Source organism: Streptomyces cyanogenus (assembly GCF_017526105.1).
Classification (GTDB): domain Bacteria; phylum Actinomycetota; class Actinomycetes; order Streptomycetales; family Streptomycetaceae; genus Streptomyces; species Streptomyces cyanogenus.
The window spans coordinates 7357885-7376392 of sequence record NZ_CP071839.1 but is presented as its reverse complement, the minus strand read 5'-3'; the positions used below and the strand labels follow the sequence as shown (position 1 = coordinate 7376392).

Here is an 18508-nt window from a genome sequence, read left to right as displayed (position 1 = left end):
CGCGCAGGCCTGCCCGGCCAGCGGACGGAGTGTCAACTGAGGCCGGTCGGACCAGGTCTGCGGGAAACATCGGTAAACAAACCGGGCGGAATGCCACGATCCGCATGCCGGGCGGCGGATCCTCTCATCCCCCTTTCACCGTCGCCTCATACGGTGGGGGCATGACGCAGGTGACTCCTCCCGGGTGGTACCCCGACCCCGGGCAGACGAACGACGGTCCGCCCACCGAGCGCTGGTGGGACGGCAAGGCCTGGACGGGCCAGACCCGCCCCGCCGGCACGGCCGCCGCCTGGGGTACCCCGGCACAGCCGCCGACGGCCGGCCCGGCCCCCGCCGGGTACGGACCCCATCCGGGATACCCCGGCCATCCGTCGTACCCGGCCTATCCTGCCCAGCCGCCGGCCGGGGCCCGGCGCGGGCTGCGCACGGGCATAGCCGTGGCGGTGACGGCCACGGTCCTGCTGTGCGTCGGGGTCGGCGTGTACGCCCTCGCCAGTGACGACGGTCGCGGCGGCGGCGACCGGGCGAGCTCGCGGCAGCGACCGGACGGCGGGCCGAACGCAGGGCAGGGCGGGCCCGGCGGCCCGGGGGGTCCCGGCGGGACCTCGCCCTCCCCGGGGCGGTCCGAGGCGCCGAAGGTCAAGGGCGGCGGCTCGGTACCGGACCCGGTCAACGGGATCAGCCTGCCGGTGCCGAACGGCTGGACCGGGCAGGCGATCAGCTTCGGCGCGCAGGTGACCTCCGACGACTCCTACAAGTGTCCCGGCAACACGGCCCAGACGTGCACCCCGGGCGGCGCCTACACGGCTCCGGCGGTGGAACTGGGCGCCAAGGGCGACACGGCCGAGGAGGTCGCCAAGGCGGACATCGCGGCCAACGCCGAGCGGTCCTACGGCGGCACGACCTACGGCGGCATCACCTCGCACCAGGAGCTGGCCTCCGAGGCGGTGACGGTGGCCGGGCAGAAGGGCTACCTGGTGCGCTGGAAGGCGGTCACCAGCAAGGGCGCCGACGGCTATGTCGAGTCGGTCGCGTTCCCCTCGCCCAACGACGCCCGGCGGTTCGTGGTGGTCCGCTTCGGCGTGGACGCCGGGCAGAAGCTGTCCGTCGTCGACGAGATCCTCAAGGGGATCAAGGTCTCGTCCGGCGGCGGGAACGGCCAGGACGTCTGAGACCGGACCCCCGGGACATGGATCGGCCGGGTGGGGCTCCCCTCCGCTCAAGAGGAACCCCACCCGGCCGGGGGTGCGCGCCGCCCCCGTCCCCACGGTGCGGCGCGGGCAGGTCACCGTCCAGTCATCCCGTGGACGGCGGCCTGGGTCTCAGGTCAGTCCGAGCGCGGGCAGCACTGCGGCCTCCACGAACCGGACCAGGTAGTCGGAGTCGGCGTACTGGCCGCTGAGCACCGGGCGCACCCGCAGGACGCCGAACATCATGGCCGGGATGTACTCCAGCGCCGGGTGACCCGCCCGGACCTCACCCCGGGCCACGCCCCGGGCGAGCATCTCCTCCAGCGCGGCGATCTCCGGGTCCACCAGCGCCTCGCGCAGGGCCTGGGCCAGCTCCTTGTCGGCCGTCACCGCGTGCCCCAGCGCCTGCAGCAGCCGGGTGTCCTTGCCGGACCAGTCGCCCGCGGCCCGCGCGGCCCGGCGCAGGTCCTCGGCGAGTGATCCGGTGTCGATGCCGGCGAACCTCACCCGGCGGTTGGCGCGCAGCGCCGCCGCGACGAACTGGGGCTTGGTCTTCCACTGCCGGTAGAGCGTGGACTTGCTGCACCGGGTGCTGGCGGCGATGCCCTCCATGGTGACGGAGTCGTAGCCGCACTCGCGGATCTGTTCCAGCACGGCGTCGAAGAACTCCCGCTCACGCTCCGGCGTGATCTTGGAGCGGCGCGAGGCGACGACCGACTCCGGTCCCTCCGCGGCCTGCGACGTCATGCGGTGCTTCCCCTCACTCGAGCCTGTTCCCAGTGTGTCGCACATCAATCGATACGCCAGTGTACCGGTACTCAACCGTATCGGTACACTGGCGTATCGGTACGCCAACGTATCGATGGGTTCCGGAGCCGACCGGGACCCACACGCACCACCGTCAGGGAAGGGGCCGGGGGATGAACGCCCGAACCGAGCCTGCGGAGGCGGACACGGAGCCGGACGCCCCGGCACGGCCGCCCCTCATACGTGAGTTCCTGCTGGTCGCCGGGCTCTTCCTCGTCTACAAGCTCGGCCGGCAGCTGGCCACCGGGCACACCGGCGAGGCGTACCGCAACGCCCGCCGCGTGTGGCACCTGGAGCGGACCGTGCACCTCCCCCACGAGACCGCCGTGCAGTCCGCACTGCTGCACGGCGACACCCTCGTCCGCCTGGCGAACACCTACTACGCCACCGTCCACTTCCCGGCCACCCTCGCCTTCCTCGTCTGGCTCTACCTGCGGCGGCCCGCCCACTACGTCTGGGCCCGCAGGGTCCTCGCGGTCGTCACCACCGCCGCCCTCGTCCTGCCGTTCACCTTCCCGCTGGCCCCGCCCCGGTTGCTGACCGGCACCGGCCTCGTCGACACCGCCCGCGTCTACGGCCCCTCCGTGTACGGCCCCCCGTCGAGCGACCACCTCTCCAACCAGTTCGCGGCCATGCCCTCGCTGCACTTCGGCTGGGCCCTGATGCTCGCGATCGGCCTGATCGCCGCCACCCGGTCCCGATGGCGCCCGCTCTGGCTGCTGCACCCCCTGGTCACCCTCCTGGTGATCGTGGGCACGGCGAACCACTACTGGCTCGACGCGATCGTCGCCACGGCCATGCTCGGCCTCGCCCTCGCCTCCCTCCACCCGCCGCGGCGCACCACCACCACGGCAGGGCGCGGCACCGGCCGGCCGAGCACCCCCGAGCCCGTCCTGGCGGGAGCGAGCCGATGAGTCCCGCCGCCCTGGCCGCCCTCGGCCTGTCCCTCGTATCGGCCGTGGCCTACGCGCTGGCCGCCGTCGCCCAGGAACGCCTCGCCTCCCGCAGCGCCGACACCGGCCTGCTCCGGCTGCTCGGCACCGGCGCCTGGTGGTCGGCGGTCGGCCTCAACGCCACCGCCGCCCTGCTGCACGTCATCGCCCTGAGGTACGGCCCACTGACCGTCGTCCAGCCCCTCGGCGCACTCACCCTGGTCGCCGCGGTACCGCTGGGCGCACGGGCGGCCGGACGGCGGGTCGGCACCGCCGAGTGGCGCGGTACGGCACTCACCCTGCTCGGGCTCGCCGCCCTGCTGATCACCGCATCCGGCCCGGCGCCCGCCCGAATCCTGTCCCTGACCGAGGCGCTGGCCGTCGCGGGTGCCACGGGCACCGCGATCGGCCTGCTGGCCCGGCCCGGCGCCCGGCCGGGCCTGCGGCACGCGACCGCGTCCGGCTTCGCCTCCGGTGTCGCCTCCGCCCTCACCCAGACGGTCACCGTGGCCGCGACCGACCGCTCCGGCCCGGTCCCCGGCACCGAGGTGATCGTGGTGGCCGTGCTCGTCGCCGCCTTCGCCGTCGGCGGACTCCTGCTGTCCCAGACCGCCTACCGCGGCGGCCTCGGCGCCCCCCTGGCCGTCGTCACCCTCGTCAACCCGGTCGCCGCCGCCGTGATCGGCCTGACCCTGCTGGGCCAGGGGCTGCGGGGCGGTGCGGCGGGGGTGCTGCTGGCCCTGGTGGGTGCGGGGCTGGCCGCGTGGGGGGTCGTGCTGCTCACCCGGGCGGCCCCCGGAACCGGCGGCGGGCCCGGCCGCGCCGAGCCGTCCGGGGAGTACGGCGAGCACGACGAGCATCCGGTGGCGGCGCTACTGGCCCTGGAGCCGGGGTCGGCCGCGGCCGAGCCGGTGCTGGTGCCTCGGCAACCGGATCAGCCGGGCCACCTCACGGCGCTGTGAACCGCACACCGGTGACTCCTGCGGCAGAGCGGACCCGGCAGACCGCACAGCCGTTCCGGTAGGGCGGACGGCATACGGCGGCGGCCGGTGCGCGGAGACATCCGCATGCACCGGCCGCCGTCGCCGTACGCGCCCCCCGGACCACCGGGCGGGCTGCCGGGCGGTCACCCCCAGCCGCGCGCGTCCTGCTTGAGGGCGGTGTCCACGGTGAGCGCCGTGGCCACGACGAGGCTCAGCAGCGGCTCGGGCAGCTGGTAGTGGATCTGCAGGACGTAGTTGTCCGCGGTCGTGAAGAGGGTCTTGGCGAGGCCCTCCCAGGTCTTGGTGATCCGGGCGACCTCGTTGTCCGCGTGGTCGACGATCGCGAAGTTCCAGGCCCGCCAGTTCTCCGCCTTGATCGCGCCGACCTGCTGGCCGTTCGCCGTCATCGCGAAGTTGATCTTGCCGATCATGTTCTTCTGGACGATCTCACCGACCGGCGTGCCGTCCGGGCGGGTCACGACGACCCGCGACTTGAAGATCTTCGCGGGCCGGGTCAGCAGCAGCTGCGGCTGGCCGTAGGCGTCGCGGATCTCCAGCTTGTGGGTGAGGAACTGGTCGAGGCTGGAGACGAAGCGCAGGATCTTGCGGAGCACACCCTGCCCGACCTGGGTGACGGAGCCGATCTCCCGGCCGTTCTGATCCATGACCTTGTACTCGTTGGTCAGCTCGATCAGCTTGGCCTTCTGGTTCACCACCAGGACGGGCTCGGTGAAGAGGGTGCCGCCGCCGGGGCCGCCGGCCGTGACGCCGGCCTGCTGCTGCACCTGGCGCTGCACCTTGGCGTCACTGGTCTGCTGCTGCGGGAAGGCGGCCTGCTGCGGCGGGACCTGCCCGGCCGGCTGCTGGGCCGGGTTGGTGTGCTCGGTCCACTGCGAGCCGTCCCAGTACCGGAGCGTCTGCGCCGCCCCGTGCGGATCCGGGTACCAGCCTGCAGGAGTGTTCGATTGCGTGGTCACCGGGGCACACTACCCTGATGTGACCGGTACCTGACCAGTCCGCACGGAGCGGTGTTCATTGCGCGTTCACCCCGTGAGGATCGCCGGGTCGCTGACGCCGGGCAGGCCGTTCTCCACGTGACCGGCGAAGCCGCGCAGGAAGGCGGGGTCGGCGTCGGAGGTGACGGTCAGGTCGTACCAGCGCTTGCTCGTCGCGAGCACGACGGTGTGCCGCACGGTCGCTCCGGGCCGCACCGTCACCGTGACCGGGCTGCCGCCGTAGCCGTTGGCCAGCTTCAGCCTGACGGTGCCGGAGCCCTTGTTGGTGAAGGTGAGTTCGAGGTCGTCTCCCGCGTGCCGGGCGGTGACCTCGGGACCGGCGACCTTGTTGCGGCCCTTGAAGACGCGCAGGAAGCCGTTGGGGCCGTGCACGGCGAGGTCGTAGCGGCCGCCGGAGTAGACCGAGTTCCAGGTGTCCGAGAGCGTCTTGCCGGCCTGCGTGGTGTACGTCCAGGGGCCGTCGGTGCGGCTGTCGGACGTGACGAGGAAGACCGCGCCCGCCTGCGCGCCCGAGGCGAACGTGAGCGTGAACTTCCCGGCCGCGGTGTCCGCCCGGCCGTCCACCAGCGGGGCGTACTTCAGCGGGCGGGTGGGCCGGCTGCCGGGCTCCTGCCGGGGCAGCGACGGGTCGGCGGGCGGCTTGGGCACGTAGTCGGGGTGACGCTCGTGGTCCTTCGGCCGGTAGTCGGCCGTGGCGGGCAGGGCGACGGGCGCGGTGTCCTTGCGGGAGAAGTCGAAGGCGCCGGTCAGGTCGCCGCAGACGGCCCGCCGCCAGGGCGAGATGTTCGGCTCCCGGACCCCGAAGCGCCGCTCGATGAACCGGATGACCGAGGTGTGGTCGAAGGTCTCGGAGCAGACGTAACCGCCCTTGCTCCACGGGGAGACGACCAGCATCGGCACCCGCTGGCCGAGTCCGTAGGGGCCGGCGACGTGGCCGGCGTCGCCCTTGAACAGGTCCGGACCGGGGTCGACCGTCGACTTGCCCTGGGCGGCGGAGGCCGGCGGGTAGGGCGGGATGACGTGGTCGAAGAAGCCGTCGTTCTCGTCGTAGGTGATGAACAGCGCGGTCTTACCCCAGACGTCGGGGTTGGCGGTGAGCGCGTCCAGGACCTGGGAGACGTACCAGGCGCCGTAGTTGGCGGGCCAGTTGGGGTGTTCGGTGAAGGCCTCGGGGGCGACGATCCAGGAGACCTGGGGCAGCCGGCCGGCCTGGACGTCGGCCTTGAGCTGATCGAAGAAGCCCTCGCCCTTGCGGGCGTCGGTGCCGGTGCGGGCCTTGTCGTACAGGGGATCGCCCGGCCCCGCGTTCCGGTACCGGTCGAAGTAGAGGAGCGAGTTGTCGCCGTAGTTGCCGCGATAGGCGTCGTTGATCCAGCCCCAGCCGCCGTTCGCGTCGAGGCCGTCGCCGACGTCCTGGTAGATCTTCCAGGAGACCCCGGCCTGCTCCAGGCGTTCGGGGTACGTCGTCCAGCCGTACCCCTTCTCGTCGTTGCCGAGGACCGGGCCGCCGCCCGTGCCGTCGTTGCCGGTGTACCCCGTCCACATGTAGTAGCGGTTGGGATCGGTCGAGCCGATGAACGAGCAGTGGTAGGCGTCGCAGATGGTGAAGGCGTCCGCGAGCGCGTAGTGGAAGGGGATGTCGGCGCGGGTCAGGTACGCCATGGTCGTCGCGGACTTGGCGGGCACCCACTTGTCGTACCTGCCGCCGTTGAACGCGGTGTGGCCGTCGTTCCAGCCGTGCGGGAGGTCCTGGATGAAGGCCAGGCCCAGGTCGTCGGCGTCGGGGTGGAACGGCAGGACGTCCTTCGTGCCGTCGGACTGTTGCCAGACGGACCTGCCGTTCTGGGTGACCGGACGGGGGTCGCCGAAGCCGCGGACTCCTCGGAGCGAGCCGAAGTAGTGATCGAAGGAACGGTTTTCCTGCATCAGGACGACGATGTGCTCGACATCGTCCACCGATCCGGTGCGGTAGTGGGCGGGCAGGGCGGCCGCGCGCTGGATGCTGCCGGCCAGCGCGGTGAACGCCGTGGTGGCGCCGGCGAGTTGCAGGAAGCGCCGCCGGTTGACTTCGGGCATGGGTGAGGGTCCTCTCATCCTGACGTACCGATGCCGTCAGATGACGGAATCTGCGCGGAGCGAGTGTTCCAAGAGCAGCAAACGTCAGGGAAGGGTCTGGTGGCGTCCATGTGAAACTCGGCGGTCCGTGCGGTGCCGCGCGTCCGGCGCGGGGCGGCCCACTCCTCCTCGTGCTCGGCGCCGTCCCCCGGCGCGGACGCGCCGGGGGACGGCGGTGGGTGGCGTCAGGGTGTCACATACGCCTCCACCTCGCTGAACTGGCCCGCCGGCCATCCCGTGTTGGCGCTGACGGTCAGCCGGAGGTAGCGCAGGCTGGTGCCGGCCGGCAGGGACACGGTCGCGGTGTTGCCGGTGGCCGGGTCGAAGCGGTAGCCCTGGGCGGCCGTGACGGTCGAGTAGCCGGAACCGCCGGTGCTGCCGAGCACCGTGACGGTCTGGGTACGGGCGCCCCAGGCGGCGGACGGCGGCAGCTTCAGCACCAGGCGGCGCACGGCGTAGGACGAGCCGAGGTCGACCGTCCAGGACTGCGGGAAGGCGTTGTTGGCGGACTCCCAGTAGCTGTTCGCGTCACCGTCGGCCGCCTTGCCCGGGGTGTAGACGTCCTGGGAGCCCGTCGCGGTGGCCGGGCGGCCCTTGACGAGGTTCCGCTTCGGGTCCGGTTCGGGGTTGCCCTGCCCGGGCTGCGGCCAGCTGGAGCAGTCCGGCCAGGTTCCGGCCCAGCCGGAGTTGCCGCCGCCGTCGGTGACGGTGAAGGAGCCGGAGTTCGCCGGGTAGGGGCAGTTGTAGACGCCGGACGCCCCGACCTGGGTGGCGGTGACCTCGCTGAAGGTGGCCGCACCCGGTGCCTCGGCCTGGACCACGACCGTACCGGTGTTCCGCACGGTCGCGCCGGAGACGTTGACGTTGCGCACCGGGTGTCCGCGGCCGCCGCCGGAGACGAACTCGAAGGCGCTGTAGGGGCTGTCGGTGATCGTCGTGTCGGTGATGTCGATCCTCGCGTCGATGGCGCTGTCGTAGGAGTCGACGCGCAGGGCGCCCATCGGGTGGTTCCAGTTGGGGTTCATCGCACCGGTGCGCACCAGGGTGTTGCCGTCGACCGTGATGGTGCCGGCGAGGGGGTGGAAGGGGTCGAGGAACTTCTGGTTGGAGATGGCGATCCCGCTGCCGAGGGCGTTGGTGTCGGAGATCAGGTTGTTGCGTACGGTGATGTCGGTGCCGCCGTAGACGGCGATGCCGTTGGCGAGGTTGGGCTGCGAGACGGTGTTGTTCTCGAAGCTGGAGCCGGTGTCCGGGGAGTACAGCGACCACATGGCGAGGGAGTCGTCGCCCTGGTTGCGCAGGAAGTTGTTGCGGACCCGGACGTTCTTCGCGGTGCCGTTGAGGTTGAGGCCGTCGGCGGTGGTGTCGAGGATGCGGCTGTTCTCCACCACCAGGTTGTCGTTGTTGCCCGTGAGCCACAGGCCGACCTTCAGGTGCTGGATCCACATGCCGGAGACGGACGAGTCGGGTCCGAGGGAGCCGTTGACGAAGTTGTCCGGGCTGGAGTCGACGCGTTCGGTGACCTCGCCGACGACTGCGAAGTCCTTGATGCGGACCCGGCCGGCGGAGGAGGACTGGTCGATGAAGCGGGAGGTGTGCACGACCGAGTACCAGCTGCCGGCGCCCTGGAGGGTCACGTTCTGTACGCCGCTCAGGGAGGACGTGATCCGGTAGTCGCCCGGCGGGATCCACACCGTGCCGCCCTGGGCCGCGGCGATGGCGTCCCGGAAGGCCTGGGTGGAGTCGCCGCCGCCGCTGGGGTCGGCGCCCTTGGAGACGACGGACACCGAACCGGCGGGCTGGGTGGCGGCCGGTGCCGCCTGCTCGAAGTCGGCGACGTCGACGGTGACCTGGACGCCGGCCGCCTCGACGGCGACCTTGTCGCCGGCCTGGACGTCCTGCCCGAGCAGCAGCCGGGTGTTGTCGAAGAAGTGGTGCGTCCTGGCGCCGGGAATCCAGCCGGTGTCGATGTAGGAGTACTTGGAGGTCACCGGGAGGGTCCTGGTCAGCCGGGTGCCGTTGACGTACACGTTCAGCGCCCCGGACTGACCGTCCGGGACGCTGTACGCGACATTCAGCGCATTGGAGGTGCGGGGCACGGTGAACTCCACCCGCTGCCCGGCCGCCAGCCGCACGGCCTGCCGGCCGGAGGCCTCCGAGGCGAGGCTGCCCTGCGTGTGGTCCGGGCCGATCCGCGTACCGTTGCCCGTCGCCGCCTCGGCCTCCACGGAGGTGAAGGGCAGGGTGGCGCCCGCCGCCGCGTGGGCGGCCGGGGCGACGGCGACGAGCATGCCGGCGGCGAGGGCGACGACCGCCCCGATCGCCGGCATGCGCCGGACGTGTCCAGCGGTGCTGCTGTGCATGTGCCGATCCCTTCGTGGTGGGGGTGCGTGGGACAGCAAGGTGCGTACGGGTGCGGCTCGGGCACGCGGCCGGGCCGCCGCGAACCGGCGCGGCTCAGGCGCGCGGCCGGGCCGCCGCGAACCGGTGCGGCTCAGGCCCGCAGCCAGGCCGCCGTGTCCTGCGGCAGCCGGCCCGCGTCGTCCAGCGGACCGCTGCCGAGCAGGAGCCGGGAGTGGGCGGGCAGTTCGGCGGGCGTGGCCGCGAGGTTGACCACGCACAGCACACCGTCCGCGCGGGAGAAGGCGAGCACGCCGTCGGGGGCGGGCAGCCAGGTCAGGGGGCCGTCACCGAACCGGGGGCGCAGGGCGATGGCCCGGCGGTAGAGGGTGAGCATGGAATCGGGGTCCTGCAGTTGACGGTCTACCGCATACGAGGGCCAGTCGGCCGGCTGCGGCAGCCAGGGTTCCGCCTGGGAACCGAACCCCGCGTACGGCATGCCGTCGACCCACGGCAGCGGCACCCGGCAGCCGTCGCGGCCGGGGTCGGCTCCGTGCGATCGGACGTACATCGGATCCTGTATGCGGTCGACCGGTATCTCGGCCTCCGGCAGCCCCAGTTCCTCCCCCTGGTAGACGTACACCGATCCCGGCAGCGCCAGCGACAGCAGTGCCGCGGCACGCGCCCTCCGTGTCCCCAGCGCCAGGTCCGTCGGCGTGCCGAAGGCCTTGGCGGCGAAGTCGAAGGCGGTGTCGGCGCGGCCGTACCGGGTGACCGTGCGGGTGACGTCGTGGTTGCACAGCACCCAGGTGGCCGGGGCGCCGACGGGGGCGTGTTCGGCGATGGTGGTGTCGATCGCGGCGCGCAGCCGGCCCGCGTCCCAGGGACAGGTGAGGAAGGAGAAGTTGAAGGCGGTGTGGAGTTCGTCCGGGCGCAGGTAGCGGGCGAAGCGTTCGGGGTCGGGGAGCCAGACCTCGCCGACGAACACGGCGCCGTACTCGTCCGCCACGCGCCGCCAGGAGCGGTAGACGGTGTGGAGTTCGTCGCGGTCGAGGAAGGGGTGCGGTTCGGGGTGTGCGGCGAGGTCGGGGAGGTCCGGGTCCTTGGCGAGCAGGGCCGCCGAGTCGATGCGGACGCCGGCGACGCCCCGCTCGAACCAGAAGCGCAGGATGTCCTCGTGTTCCTGGCGGACGGCCGGGTGGGCCCAGTTGAGGTCGGGTTGTTCGGGGGTGAACAGGTGCAGGTACCAGTCGCCGTCGGGGAGGCGGGTCCACACCGGTTCGGTGGCGCCGGCGAACTGCGACGGCCAGTCGTTCGGCGGGAGTTCGCCGTCCGGGCCGCGTCCGGGCCGGAAGTGGAACAGTTCGCGTTCGGGGCTGCCGGGCCCGGCGGCGAGTGCGGCCCGGAACCAGGGGTGCTGGTCGGAGACGTGGTTGGGCACGATGTCGACGATGGTCCGGATGCCCAGTGCACGTGCCTCGGCGATGAGTTTCTCGGCCTCGGCGAGGGTACCGAAGGCGGGGTCGACGGCCCGGTAGTCGACGACGTCGTAGCCGCCGTCCTTCAGGGGTGACAGGTACCAGGGGGTGAACCACAGGGCGTCGACGCCGAGTCCGGCAAGGTACGGCAGCCGGGAGCGGACGCCCGCGAGGTCGCCGGTGCCGTCGCCGTCGCCGTCGGCGAAGCTGCGGACGTACACCTGGTAGATGACGGCCGAGCGCCACCAGTCAGGGTCTTTCCGGGCATGGCGGGGCTGTCCCACGGGGTGTGCCTTTCTGTGGAGGGTGGCGGCGTCAGCCCTTGGTGCTGCCCGCGCTGATCCCCGCGATGATGTGCCGCTGGAAGACGAGGAACAGCGCCACCATCGGGATGCTGGCGATCACCATCGCGGCGATGAGCACGGTGAGCTGGATGTTCTGCGACAGCTGGACCAGCGCCACGCTGATCGGCTGCCTGCCGGTGTCGGAGAAGACCATCAGCGGCCACAGGAAGTCCTGCCAGACGGCGACCAGCGCGAAGATGGAGACCACGCCGAGCACCGGCCGGGACATGGGCAGGACGACGGACCACAGGATCCGCAGCGGTCCGGCGCCGTCGATCTCGGCGGCCTCCAGGACGTCGCGGGGCAACTGGTCGAAGAACCGTTTGAGCAGGTAGAGGTTGAAGGCGTTCGCGGCGGCCGGCAGCCAGATGGCGAGGGGGTCGTCGAGCAGGCTGGTGTGGATCAGCGGCAGGTCGGCGACGGTGAGGTACTTGGGGACGAGCAGGGCCTGGGCCGGGACCATGAGGGTGGCGAGGATGCCGCCGAGGACGGCCTTGCCGAAGGCGGGCCTCAGCTTGGACAGGGAGTACGCGGCGGCTGTGCAGAACACCAGTTGGCAGGCCCAGGCGCCGGCCGCCTGGACGACCGTGTTCAGCAGGTGCTGCGGGAGCTGCATCAGATTCCAGGCGTCGGTGTAGCCGCCGAGGTGCCAGTGTTCGGGTGCGAGCGTCGGCGGGGTCCGGGCCACCTCGTCCGGGGACTTCAGCGCGCCGGTCACCATCCAGTAGACGGGGAAGAGGAAGGCGAGCGCGAAGAGGACGACGACGGCCGTGAACACCGTCCAGTAGACGGCCTTTCCGCGGGGGCGGGCGAGGGCGGCCGGGGAGACGAGGGTGCGGGTGCTGTTCATGCGTCCCCCTCGGAGCGGGTGAGCCGCAGGTAGCCGGCGGAGAAGGCGCCGAGCAGCACGAGGAGCATGACGCTCAGGGCGCAGGCGCCGCCGAAGTCGTTGTAGAGGAAGGCGTATTTGTAGATGAGGTAGAGGACGGTGACCGTGGCGTTCTCCGGGCCGCCGCCGGTGATGACGAACGGTTCGGTGAACACCTGCATGGTCGCGATGATCTGGAGGAGCATCAGCATCAGGATCACGAACCGGGTCTGCGGGACGGTGACGTGCCGGACGCGCTGGAGGAGGCCGGCGCCGTCGAGTTCGGCCGCCTCGTACAGCTCGCCGGGGATGGACTGCAGGGCGGCCAGGTAGACGAGGACGGTGCCGCCCATGTTGGCCCAGGTGGCCACGAGCACGAGGGAGACGAGTGCGGTGCCGGTGCCGTTGGTCCAGTTCGACGTGGGCAGGTGCAGCAGGCGCAGCGTCTCGTTGGCGAGGCCGGCTCCGGGGTCGTAGAACCACTTCCACAACAGGGCGCTGACCACCGGCGGGATCATCACCGGCAGGTAGACCACGATGCGGAAGAAGGCTCTGGCGTGCCGTAGTTCGTTGAGGACGAGGGCGAGGAGGAACGGGACGGCGAAGCCGAGGAGGAGCGCCAGCAGGGTGAAGGCGAGGGTGTTGCGCCAGGCCGCCGTGAACTCCGGGTCGTGCAGGACGCGGGTGAAGTTGGCGGTGCCGGCCCATGCGGGCGGGGAGCCCGGTGTGTACGTCTGGAAGGCGATGACGACCGCGCGGATCGCCGGGTACCAGGAGAACAGGGCGAAGCAGAGCAGTCCGCCGAGGAGGAAGGCGTGGGCCCGGACCTGGTCGGTCGGGCGGCGGCGTCTGCGGCCCGTTGCCGGAGGCGGTGCCGGGGCCGGCGGGACGGCGGGGTGCGCCCCGGGCCGCCGCCCGGCCGTGTGCGCCGTCTTCGTCATGGCGGTCAGCTCCGGGCCAGGATGCTGTCGATCTTGCCGGACGCGTCCTGGAGGAGCTGGTCGATGTCGGCGTCCTCGCGGGTGAGGACGGCGGAGACCGCGGCGTCGAGGACGGAGTAGATCTGCTGGGCGTGCGGTGGCTCGATCTTCAGCCGGAGGGTGCGGTTGCCGTCGAGGAACGCCTGGTAGTTGCGGACCGGGACGTTGGCGTTGGCCTTCTTGATCCGCTGGTCGGTGGCGTCGGCGGCGCCGGTGAACAGGCGCGGCTCGGGCAGGCCGACGGGGGCGTCGTTCTTCCTGGCGCGCGCGTAGTCGCCGAGGAAGCCCTTGCCCGGGGTGAGGAACATGTGGTCGAGCCACTTCAGGGCGGCGCGGATCTGGGCGGGCGTGGCCTTCCTGCCGACCATGTAGCCGTCGCCGCCGATGAGGGTGCCCTTGCCGCCGGGCATGGGGGCGAGGGCGAGGTCCTGGTAGGTGCCGCCCTTCTCCTTGACGAGGATCGGGATGTTGTCGGGGGCGGCGAGGTACATGCCGAGCTTGCCCGAACCCATCATCTGCTGGACGTCGTTGATGACGAGGAGCTGCTTGCTGCCCATCGAGTCGTCGGTCCACCGCATGTCGTGCAGGTTCCGCAGGACGGCGCGGCCTTCAGGGGTGTCGATGGTGGCCTTCCTGCCGTCCGCGCCGACGACGTCGCCGCCCTGGGAGTACAGCTCGGCGGTGAAGTGCCAGCCGCCCTGGTTCTGGGCGCTGTAGTCGGCGTAGCCGACGGTGCCGTCGCCGAGGGCGGCGATCCGCTTGGCTGCGGCACGGACCTCGTCCCAGGTCGCCGGGGGTTTGTCGGGGTCCAGGCCGGCCTTGCGGAAGAGGGCGCGGTTGTAGATCAGCCCCATGGAGTATCCGGTGCGCGGTATGCCGTACACCTTCCCGTCGACGGTGTAGATGTCCCGCAGCTGCTTCTGGATGGTGCGGTAGCTCTTCAGTTCCTTCAGGTACGGGGTGAGATCGGCGGCCTGACGGACGTCGACCACGTGCCGGGCGTCGGTGAAGTACGTGTAGAACACGTCCTCCATCCGGCCGCCGGCGAGCTTGGCGTCGAAGGTCTTCGGGTCCTGGCAGGGGAAGGCGTCGTGCGCGACGACGTCGATGTCCGGGTGGTGTTCCTCGAAGGCGGCGATGTCCTCCTCGAAGAACCGGCGGTCGACCGCGGCGCTCCTGGGCGGCTCGCAGTTGACGGTGATGCGGGTCTTGCCGCCCGCCGAGCCGCCGTCTCCCGTTCCGCAGGCGGTGGCGGTCAGGGCGAGGGAGGAGAAGGCGCCGATCGCGGCGACGGTACGGCGGAACCCGGTGCTTGTCATGGGCGGACCCCTCATGGCACTCGTGGCAGAAGCGGTGGGCGCCGCACACTCAAGCACCGCCGACATCGACCCGCAAGATGTCGCGCAGATTCTGTAATTATTCGACAGGAGACTGGATCTTCCGTGGTTCAGCCGCGCGGGGCTTGCGCGGTGGACCCGCGTACCACCAGTTCCGGTTCGAACAGCAGCTCCTCGGCGGGTACGGCGGTACCGCCGATCCGCGCGTTCAGCAGCTCCACGGCCGCGCGCCCCATGGCCTCGATGGGCTGGCGCACGGTGGTCAGCGGGGGCTCGGTGCAGTTCATGAACGCCGAGTCGTCGTAGCCGACGACGGAGATCCGCCCCGGCACGTCGTACCCCTTGCGGCGGGCCGCCCGGACGGCACCGAGCGCCAGCGGGTCGGAGGCGCAGACGATGCCGGTGACGCCCCGGTCGATCAGCCGGGAGGCGGCGGCGTGACCTCCCTCCAGGGAGAAGATGGCCCGCGCGACGAACTCGTCCGGCAGATTGCCGGCGATCGCCCGCGCGGCGGCCAGCTTGCGCGCCGAGGGGACGTGGTCGCGGGGGCCGAGGACCAGGCCGATGCGCTCGTGGCCGAGGGAGGACAGGTGCCGCCAGGCCTGCTCGACGGCGACCGCGTCGTCGCAGGACACCCCCGGGAAGCCGAGGTCGTCGATGGCCGCGTTGACCAGTACGACCGGGATGTTGCGCTCGGCCAGCAGCCGGTAGTGGTCGTGCGGCGCGTCGGCCTGGGCGTACAGGCCGCCGGCGAACACGACGCCGGAGACCTGCTGCTGGAGGAGCAGCTCGACGTAGTCCGCCTCGGATACGCCGCCCTTGGTCTGGGTGCACAGCACCGGGGTGAGCCCCAGCTGGGCGAGGGCGCCGCCGATGACCTCGGCGAAGGCCGGGAAGATGGGGTTCTGCAGCTCGGGCAGGACGAGGCCGACGAGCCGGGCGCGTTCGCCGCGCAGCTGGGTGGGGCGCTCGTAGCCGAGGACGTCGAGCGCCGTCAGCACCGCCTGCCGGGTGGCGTCGGAGACTCCGGGCTTGCCGTTGAGCACCCGGCTGACCGTGGCCTCACTGACCCCGACCTTCTTCGCCACTTCCGCAAGTCGTCGCGTCATGACCGCAAGCTTAACGCAAGAGACGCAAACGGCTTGCGCAAAGGGGCCAGGAGGCATGGGGGACGGCCCGGCGCCGCCGGCGACCTGAACGCCGGCGGTGCCGGGTCAGTTCCCGGGGGACGGGACGACCGTGAGGTGGGAGGCGGCGCCGCGCGGGCGGCGCGCCCGGCGGACCGGCGCGACGGCGCGGCGCGGGTCGCGGAAGATCATCGTCAGGCGCCGGTAGCCGAGCTCCAGCAGCGGCTGCGGCGACTCCTCGACGATGCGGCACTCGGTGCGCCCGCGGCGCGGGTCCGGGTGGTGCAGGAGGCGTACCGCGCCGTCGAGGCGGGTCGCGGCCTCGCCGACGGACCGGATCCAGTGCGGCAGGCCCTGCCGGTAGGCGGCCTCCATTATCGGGTCCTGGGCGATCTCCCGGCGGATCGCCTGGAGTTCGTGGTCGTGGCCGTGCGCCTCCAGCGCCGAGCGGACCTGGGCCAGCATGGGCAGGCACCAGCCGGGCTCGTGCTCGCCGAGAACCTCGCCCGCGTCGGGGTGGAACAGCACGAAACGGAGGAAGTTCTCCCCCGGCATGGCCGTCGGATGGGGACGCACGCCGCAGAAAAGTGTCTCGAACGCACTGTTGGCCATGACCACGTTCCAGTGGCGGTCGACGACCAGCGACGGGCAGGACAGGTACTCCAGCAGTGCTCCGTAATCCTGAAGGTACGCCTGGGTCTCGCAGGTCTCGGGGACGGGCCGCGGTGCCGGCCGCTGCCCTCCTGCCTGATGTGCCATCGGGAGGTCACCCCTCTTGCCTCTGCGGCCTTTCTCGCGGCGATGCGATCCTGCTGCCCCGGCAAGAGGCGTGTCAACTATCGTGGCATTTCATGCCGGTTGACGGCTGAAATTCGCCACAGTTGTGGCGACACCTGGATGTGAGTTCGAGACACCGGCTACTCTCCGGGAAGTTCACGGCGATCGCTCGTGAGAAGCACGGACACATCTGAAGCCCTCTAGAGACGTAGGAGTTCTGTCGGTGACGGATGGCTACGAGGATCCGGGCGCCTCGGCGACCGCCCAGCTGCCGGCCGTCGTCGCCCGCGTCACCGCGCTCGCCGACCGCCTCGGCGTGCCGCATGCCGAGGTCTTCGACGTCGGGCGGCTCTCCATCGCCTGCGGGGTGCCGGAGCCGGTGGTCAGGGCCCTGCTGAGCGGTCGGCCCGCGGGCGAGCCGGATGTCCAGGCCCGTTTCCTGCAGCGTCTGGACCTGCTGCGCCGCACCCGGCTGAAGCCGGGCGGACGCCGCTACACGCAGCAGGAGATCGCCGACGGCGCGGGGATGTCCCGCCAGCAGGCCGGCGCCCTCATCAACGGCGACCGGCGGCCCACCATGGAGCACTGCGACGCGCTGCAGCGCTTCTTCCGGGTGCACGCCGGCTTCCTCACCGCGGAGGACCCCGAGGCGCTGGCGGGCGCCCTGCAGCGCACCGAGCAGGAGCTGCTGCAGAAGCTCGCGGACCGGGAGCGGGCCGCCGCCGAGACCGCGGAGGATCCCCTGGAGCGGCTGCTGCAGGACCACGGCGTGCGCGGAATAGCCTGGCGGGCCGCGCAGTTGCCCACCGACCAGCACCGGGACAAGGTCGCTGAGTGGCTCGACATGCTCCTGGAGAGCGTCAAGCGGCCCGAGTCGTGAGCCTGGGGAGGACTGTGGGCATCGGCAGGGACATGCGCCGGCTGTGCAACGAGTTGGTGGGTGGGCTGGCCCTGCCCGCGCCCGCGCCGCCGGACGAGCTGTACCGGGCGCTGTGCGAGGCGATGAGCCGCCGCCGCGGGCGTCCGGTGCACTTCCGTACGGCCGCCTTCCCGGCCGGCACGGCCAGCGGGCTGTGGCTGGACCTGACCGACCGGGACGTCGTGGTGGTGGAGGAACGCACCGCACCCGACCACCAGTTGGTGATCCTGGGCCACGAGCTGTGGCACATGCAGGCCGACCACTGCGGGCTCCATGTGGAGGGGGTCGGCGCGGCGACGCGGCTGTTGCGCGAGGACACCGACCAGGAGGCGCTGCAGGCGGCGGTGCAACGGGTCGCGGCCCGCACCCGTTTCGACCTCACCGAGGAGCGGGACGCCGAGACGTTCGGGCTGCTCCTGGCCAGCAAGTGCCGTACGTGGCTGGCCGGTTCGGCCCTGCGGGTGCCGGTGCAGCGGGACGGCGTGGCGGGCCGTATCGAGGCGTCGCTGGGCTATCCGGGGCAGCACGGCTGACCGGAGCGGGCCGGCCGGGGGCGCGCCACGTGGGGCTGTACGCCGGAGCGGACACCGACCTTGTGCCGGTACGGGCGGCGGAGGCGGCGAACCGTTTCCTCTGGGGCGGACCACTGGGCCGGGGACGGTTCCTCCTCGGCTGAGCGGGCTAACCGGCGCGGAGCCGGACGGCGTTGTCAGTGGCGGGCGGCAAGCTGGGGGTGTGCGCCGCAGAGCGCGTGACCGTGACGCCTACTCGGGGAGAGCCGACCGATGCCCACCGCCGTACTGACCGACCGTGAGCGTACCGCCGTACAGGCCTACCTGCGGCTGCTGCACACGGTGCGCGCCGCCTTCGACGGACCACCGGACCCGGACCGGCCCGCCGTCGTCCCGCCCGCCGTGCTCGCCGAGGCGGAACACGCGCTGGCCCGGGCGGGGCTGGCGGGCAACGAGGAGGCGTTCTTCCGCCTCCTGCGCGAGTGGTGCCCGCCACCGTCCTGAGCACCGGGCCGGTCCCGCACCGCCGCCGGCCTGAGCACCGGGCCGCTTCCGCGCCGCCGCCGAGCCGGTTCCGGGCCGCGGTTGTCGCCCGGACGGTCCGCACCACCACTGTCGCGGACCGCTTCCGCGCCGCCGGCGTCGCCCGGACGGTTCGCACCACCGCTGTCGCCGAGCCGCTTCCGCGCCGTCGCCCGGACGGTTCCCCGCCGTCACCGGGGCGGCGGCGCCGGCCGTGCCCCGGCGCGGCGGGAGGCGCATGCCGGCAGCCGTACCGGCGCG

The 18508-nt window shown here is 72.0% G+C and carries 16 protein-coding genes; 6 read left to right on the top strand and 10 right to left on the bottom strand.

The window, feature by feature from the left end; genetic code table 11:
• The first annotated feature begins 161 nt into the window (after positions 1 to 161).
• Positions 162 to 1172: a DUF2510 domain-containing protein gene (locus S1361_RS33075; RefSeq protein WP_208035541.1), complete on the top strand. Its 1011-nt coding sequence runs from the start codon at positions 162 to 164 to the stop codon at positions 1170 to 1172.
• Positions 1173 to 1322: 150 nt separating this feature from the next.
• On the opposite strand, the gene S1361_RS33070 is transcribed toward S1361_RS33075, so the two are convergent.
• Positions 1323 to 1937, bottom strand: a complete 615-nt coding sequence (locus tag S1361_RS33070) for a TetR/AcrR family transcriptional regulator (RefSeq protein ID WP_208035540.1) — start codon at positions 1935 to 1937, stop codon at positions 1323 to 1325.
• A gap of 173 nt (positions 1938 to 2110) precedes the next feature.
• On the opposite strand from S1361_RS33070, the gene S1361_RS33065 reads away from it, so the two are divergent.
• Together S1361_RS33065 and S1361_RS33060 are read left to right on the top strand one after the other, a co-directional pair.
• A complete protein-coding gene (locus tag S1361_RS33065; RefSeq protein ID WP_208035539.1) occupies positions 2111 to 2911 on the top strand; it encodes a phosphatase PAP2 family protein in 801 nt (266 codons plus the stop codon).
• A complete protein-coding gene (locus S1361_RS33060; RefSeq protein ID WP_208035538.1) occupies positions 2908 to 3891 on the top strand; it encodes a DMT family protein in 984 nt (327 codons plus the stop codon). Before S1361_RS33065 ends, S1361_RS33060 begins: the two co-directional genes overlap by 4 nt.
• A 164-nt stretch (positions 3892 to 4055) precedes the next feature.
• On the opposite strand, the gene S1361_RS33055 is transcribed toward S1361_RS33060, so the two are convergent.
• From S1361_RS33055 to S1361_RS33015, 9 genes are all read right to left on the bottom strand, one after another.
• Positions 4056 to 4889, bottom strand: coding sequence for an LURP-one-related family protein (locus tag S1361_RS33055; RefSeq protein WP_208035537.1), 834 nt, complete (start codon positions 4887 to 4889; stop codon positions 4056 to 4058).
• 66 nt (positions 4890 to 4955) lie between these two features.
• The gene (locus S1361_RS33050; RefSeq protein WP_208035536.1) at positions 4956 to 7004 is read right to left on the bottom strand and encodes a phosphocholine-specific phospholipase C; all 2049 of its coding nucleotides are present in this window, start codon (positions 7002 to 7004) and stop codon (positions 4956 to 4958) included.
• Positions 7005 to 7228: 224 nt separating this feature from the next.
• Positions 7229 to 9406 (bottom strand): galactose-binding domain-containing protein, encoded by a 2178-nt coding sequence (locus S1361_RS33045; protein WP_208035535.1) that lies wholly within the window; start codon positions 9404 to 9406, stop codon positions 7229 to 7231.
• Between the two features lie 131 nt (positions 9407 to 9537).
• A complete protein-coding gene (locus S1361_RS33040) occupies positions 9538 to 11145 on the bottom strand; it encodes a glycoside hydrolase family 13 protein (RefSeq protein WP_208035534.1) in 1608 nt (535 codons plus the stop codon).
• A gap of 31 nt (positions 11146 to 11176) precedes the next feature.
• Positions 11177 to 12055, bottom strand: coding sequence for a carbohydrate ABC transporter permease (locus S1361_RS33035; protein WP_208035533.1), 879 nt, complete (start codon positions 12053 to 12055; stop codon positions 11177 to 11179).
• Positions 12052 to 13014 carry a carbohydrate ABC transporter permease gene (locus tag S1361_RS33030; protein WP_208035532.1) on the bottom strand — a complete coding sequence of 321 codons (963 nt, stop codon included), beginning with the start codon at positions 13012 to 13014 and terminating at the stop codon, positions 12052 to 12054. Before S1361_RS33030 ends, S1361_RS33035 begins: the two co-directional genes overlap by 4 nt.
• A 5-nt stretch (positions 13015 to 13019) precedes the next feature.
• Positions 13020 to 14372, bottom strand: a complete 1353-nt coding sequence (locus tag S1361_RS33025; RefSeq protein WP_208035531.1) for an ABC transporter substrate-binding protein — start codon at positions 14370 to 14372, stop codon at positions 13020 to 13022.
• Between the two features lie 128 nt (positions 14373 to 14500).
• Entirely contained in the window at positions 14501 to 15499 is a 999-nt protein-coding gene (locus tag S1361_RS33020) for a LacI family DNA-binding transcriptional regulator (protein WP_208035530.1), read from the bottom strand.
• 105 nt (positions 15500 to 15604) lie between these two features.
• On the bottom strand, positions 15605 to 16276 hold the full coding sequence (locus S1361_RS33015; protein WP_208035529.1) for an MmyB family transcriptional regulator: 672 nt from the start codon (positions 16274 to 16276) through the stop codon (positions 15605 to 15607).
• Between the two features lie 241 nt (positions 16277 to 16517).
• Between S1361_RS33015 and S1361_RS33010 the strand changes: the two genes are divergently transcribed.
• From S1361_RS33010 to S1361_RS33000, 3 genes are all read left to right on the top strand, one after another.
• Positions 16518 to 17174, top strand: a complete 657-nt coding sequence (locus S1361_RS33010) for a helix-turn-helix domain-containing protein (RefSeq protein ID WP_208035528.1) — start codon at positions 16518 to 16520, stop codon at positions 17172 to 17174.
• Between the two features lie 14 nt (positions 17175 to 17188).
• Positions 17189 to 17746, top strand: coding sequence for a toxin-antitoxin system, toxin component (locus S1361_RS33005; protein WP_208035527.1), 558 nt, complete (start codon positions 17189 to 17191; stop codon positions 17744 to 17746).
• A gap of 252 nt (positions 17747 to 17998) precedes the next feature.
• Positions 17999 to 18229: a hypothetical protein gene (locus tag S1361_RS33000; protein ID WP_208035526.1), complete on the top strand. Its 231-nt coding sequence runs from the start codon at positions 17999 to 18001 to the stop codon at positions 18227 to 18229.
• The last annotated feature ends 279 nt before the right edge of the window (positions 18230 to 18508 follow it).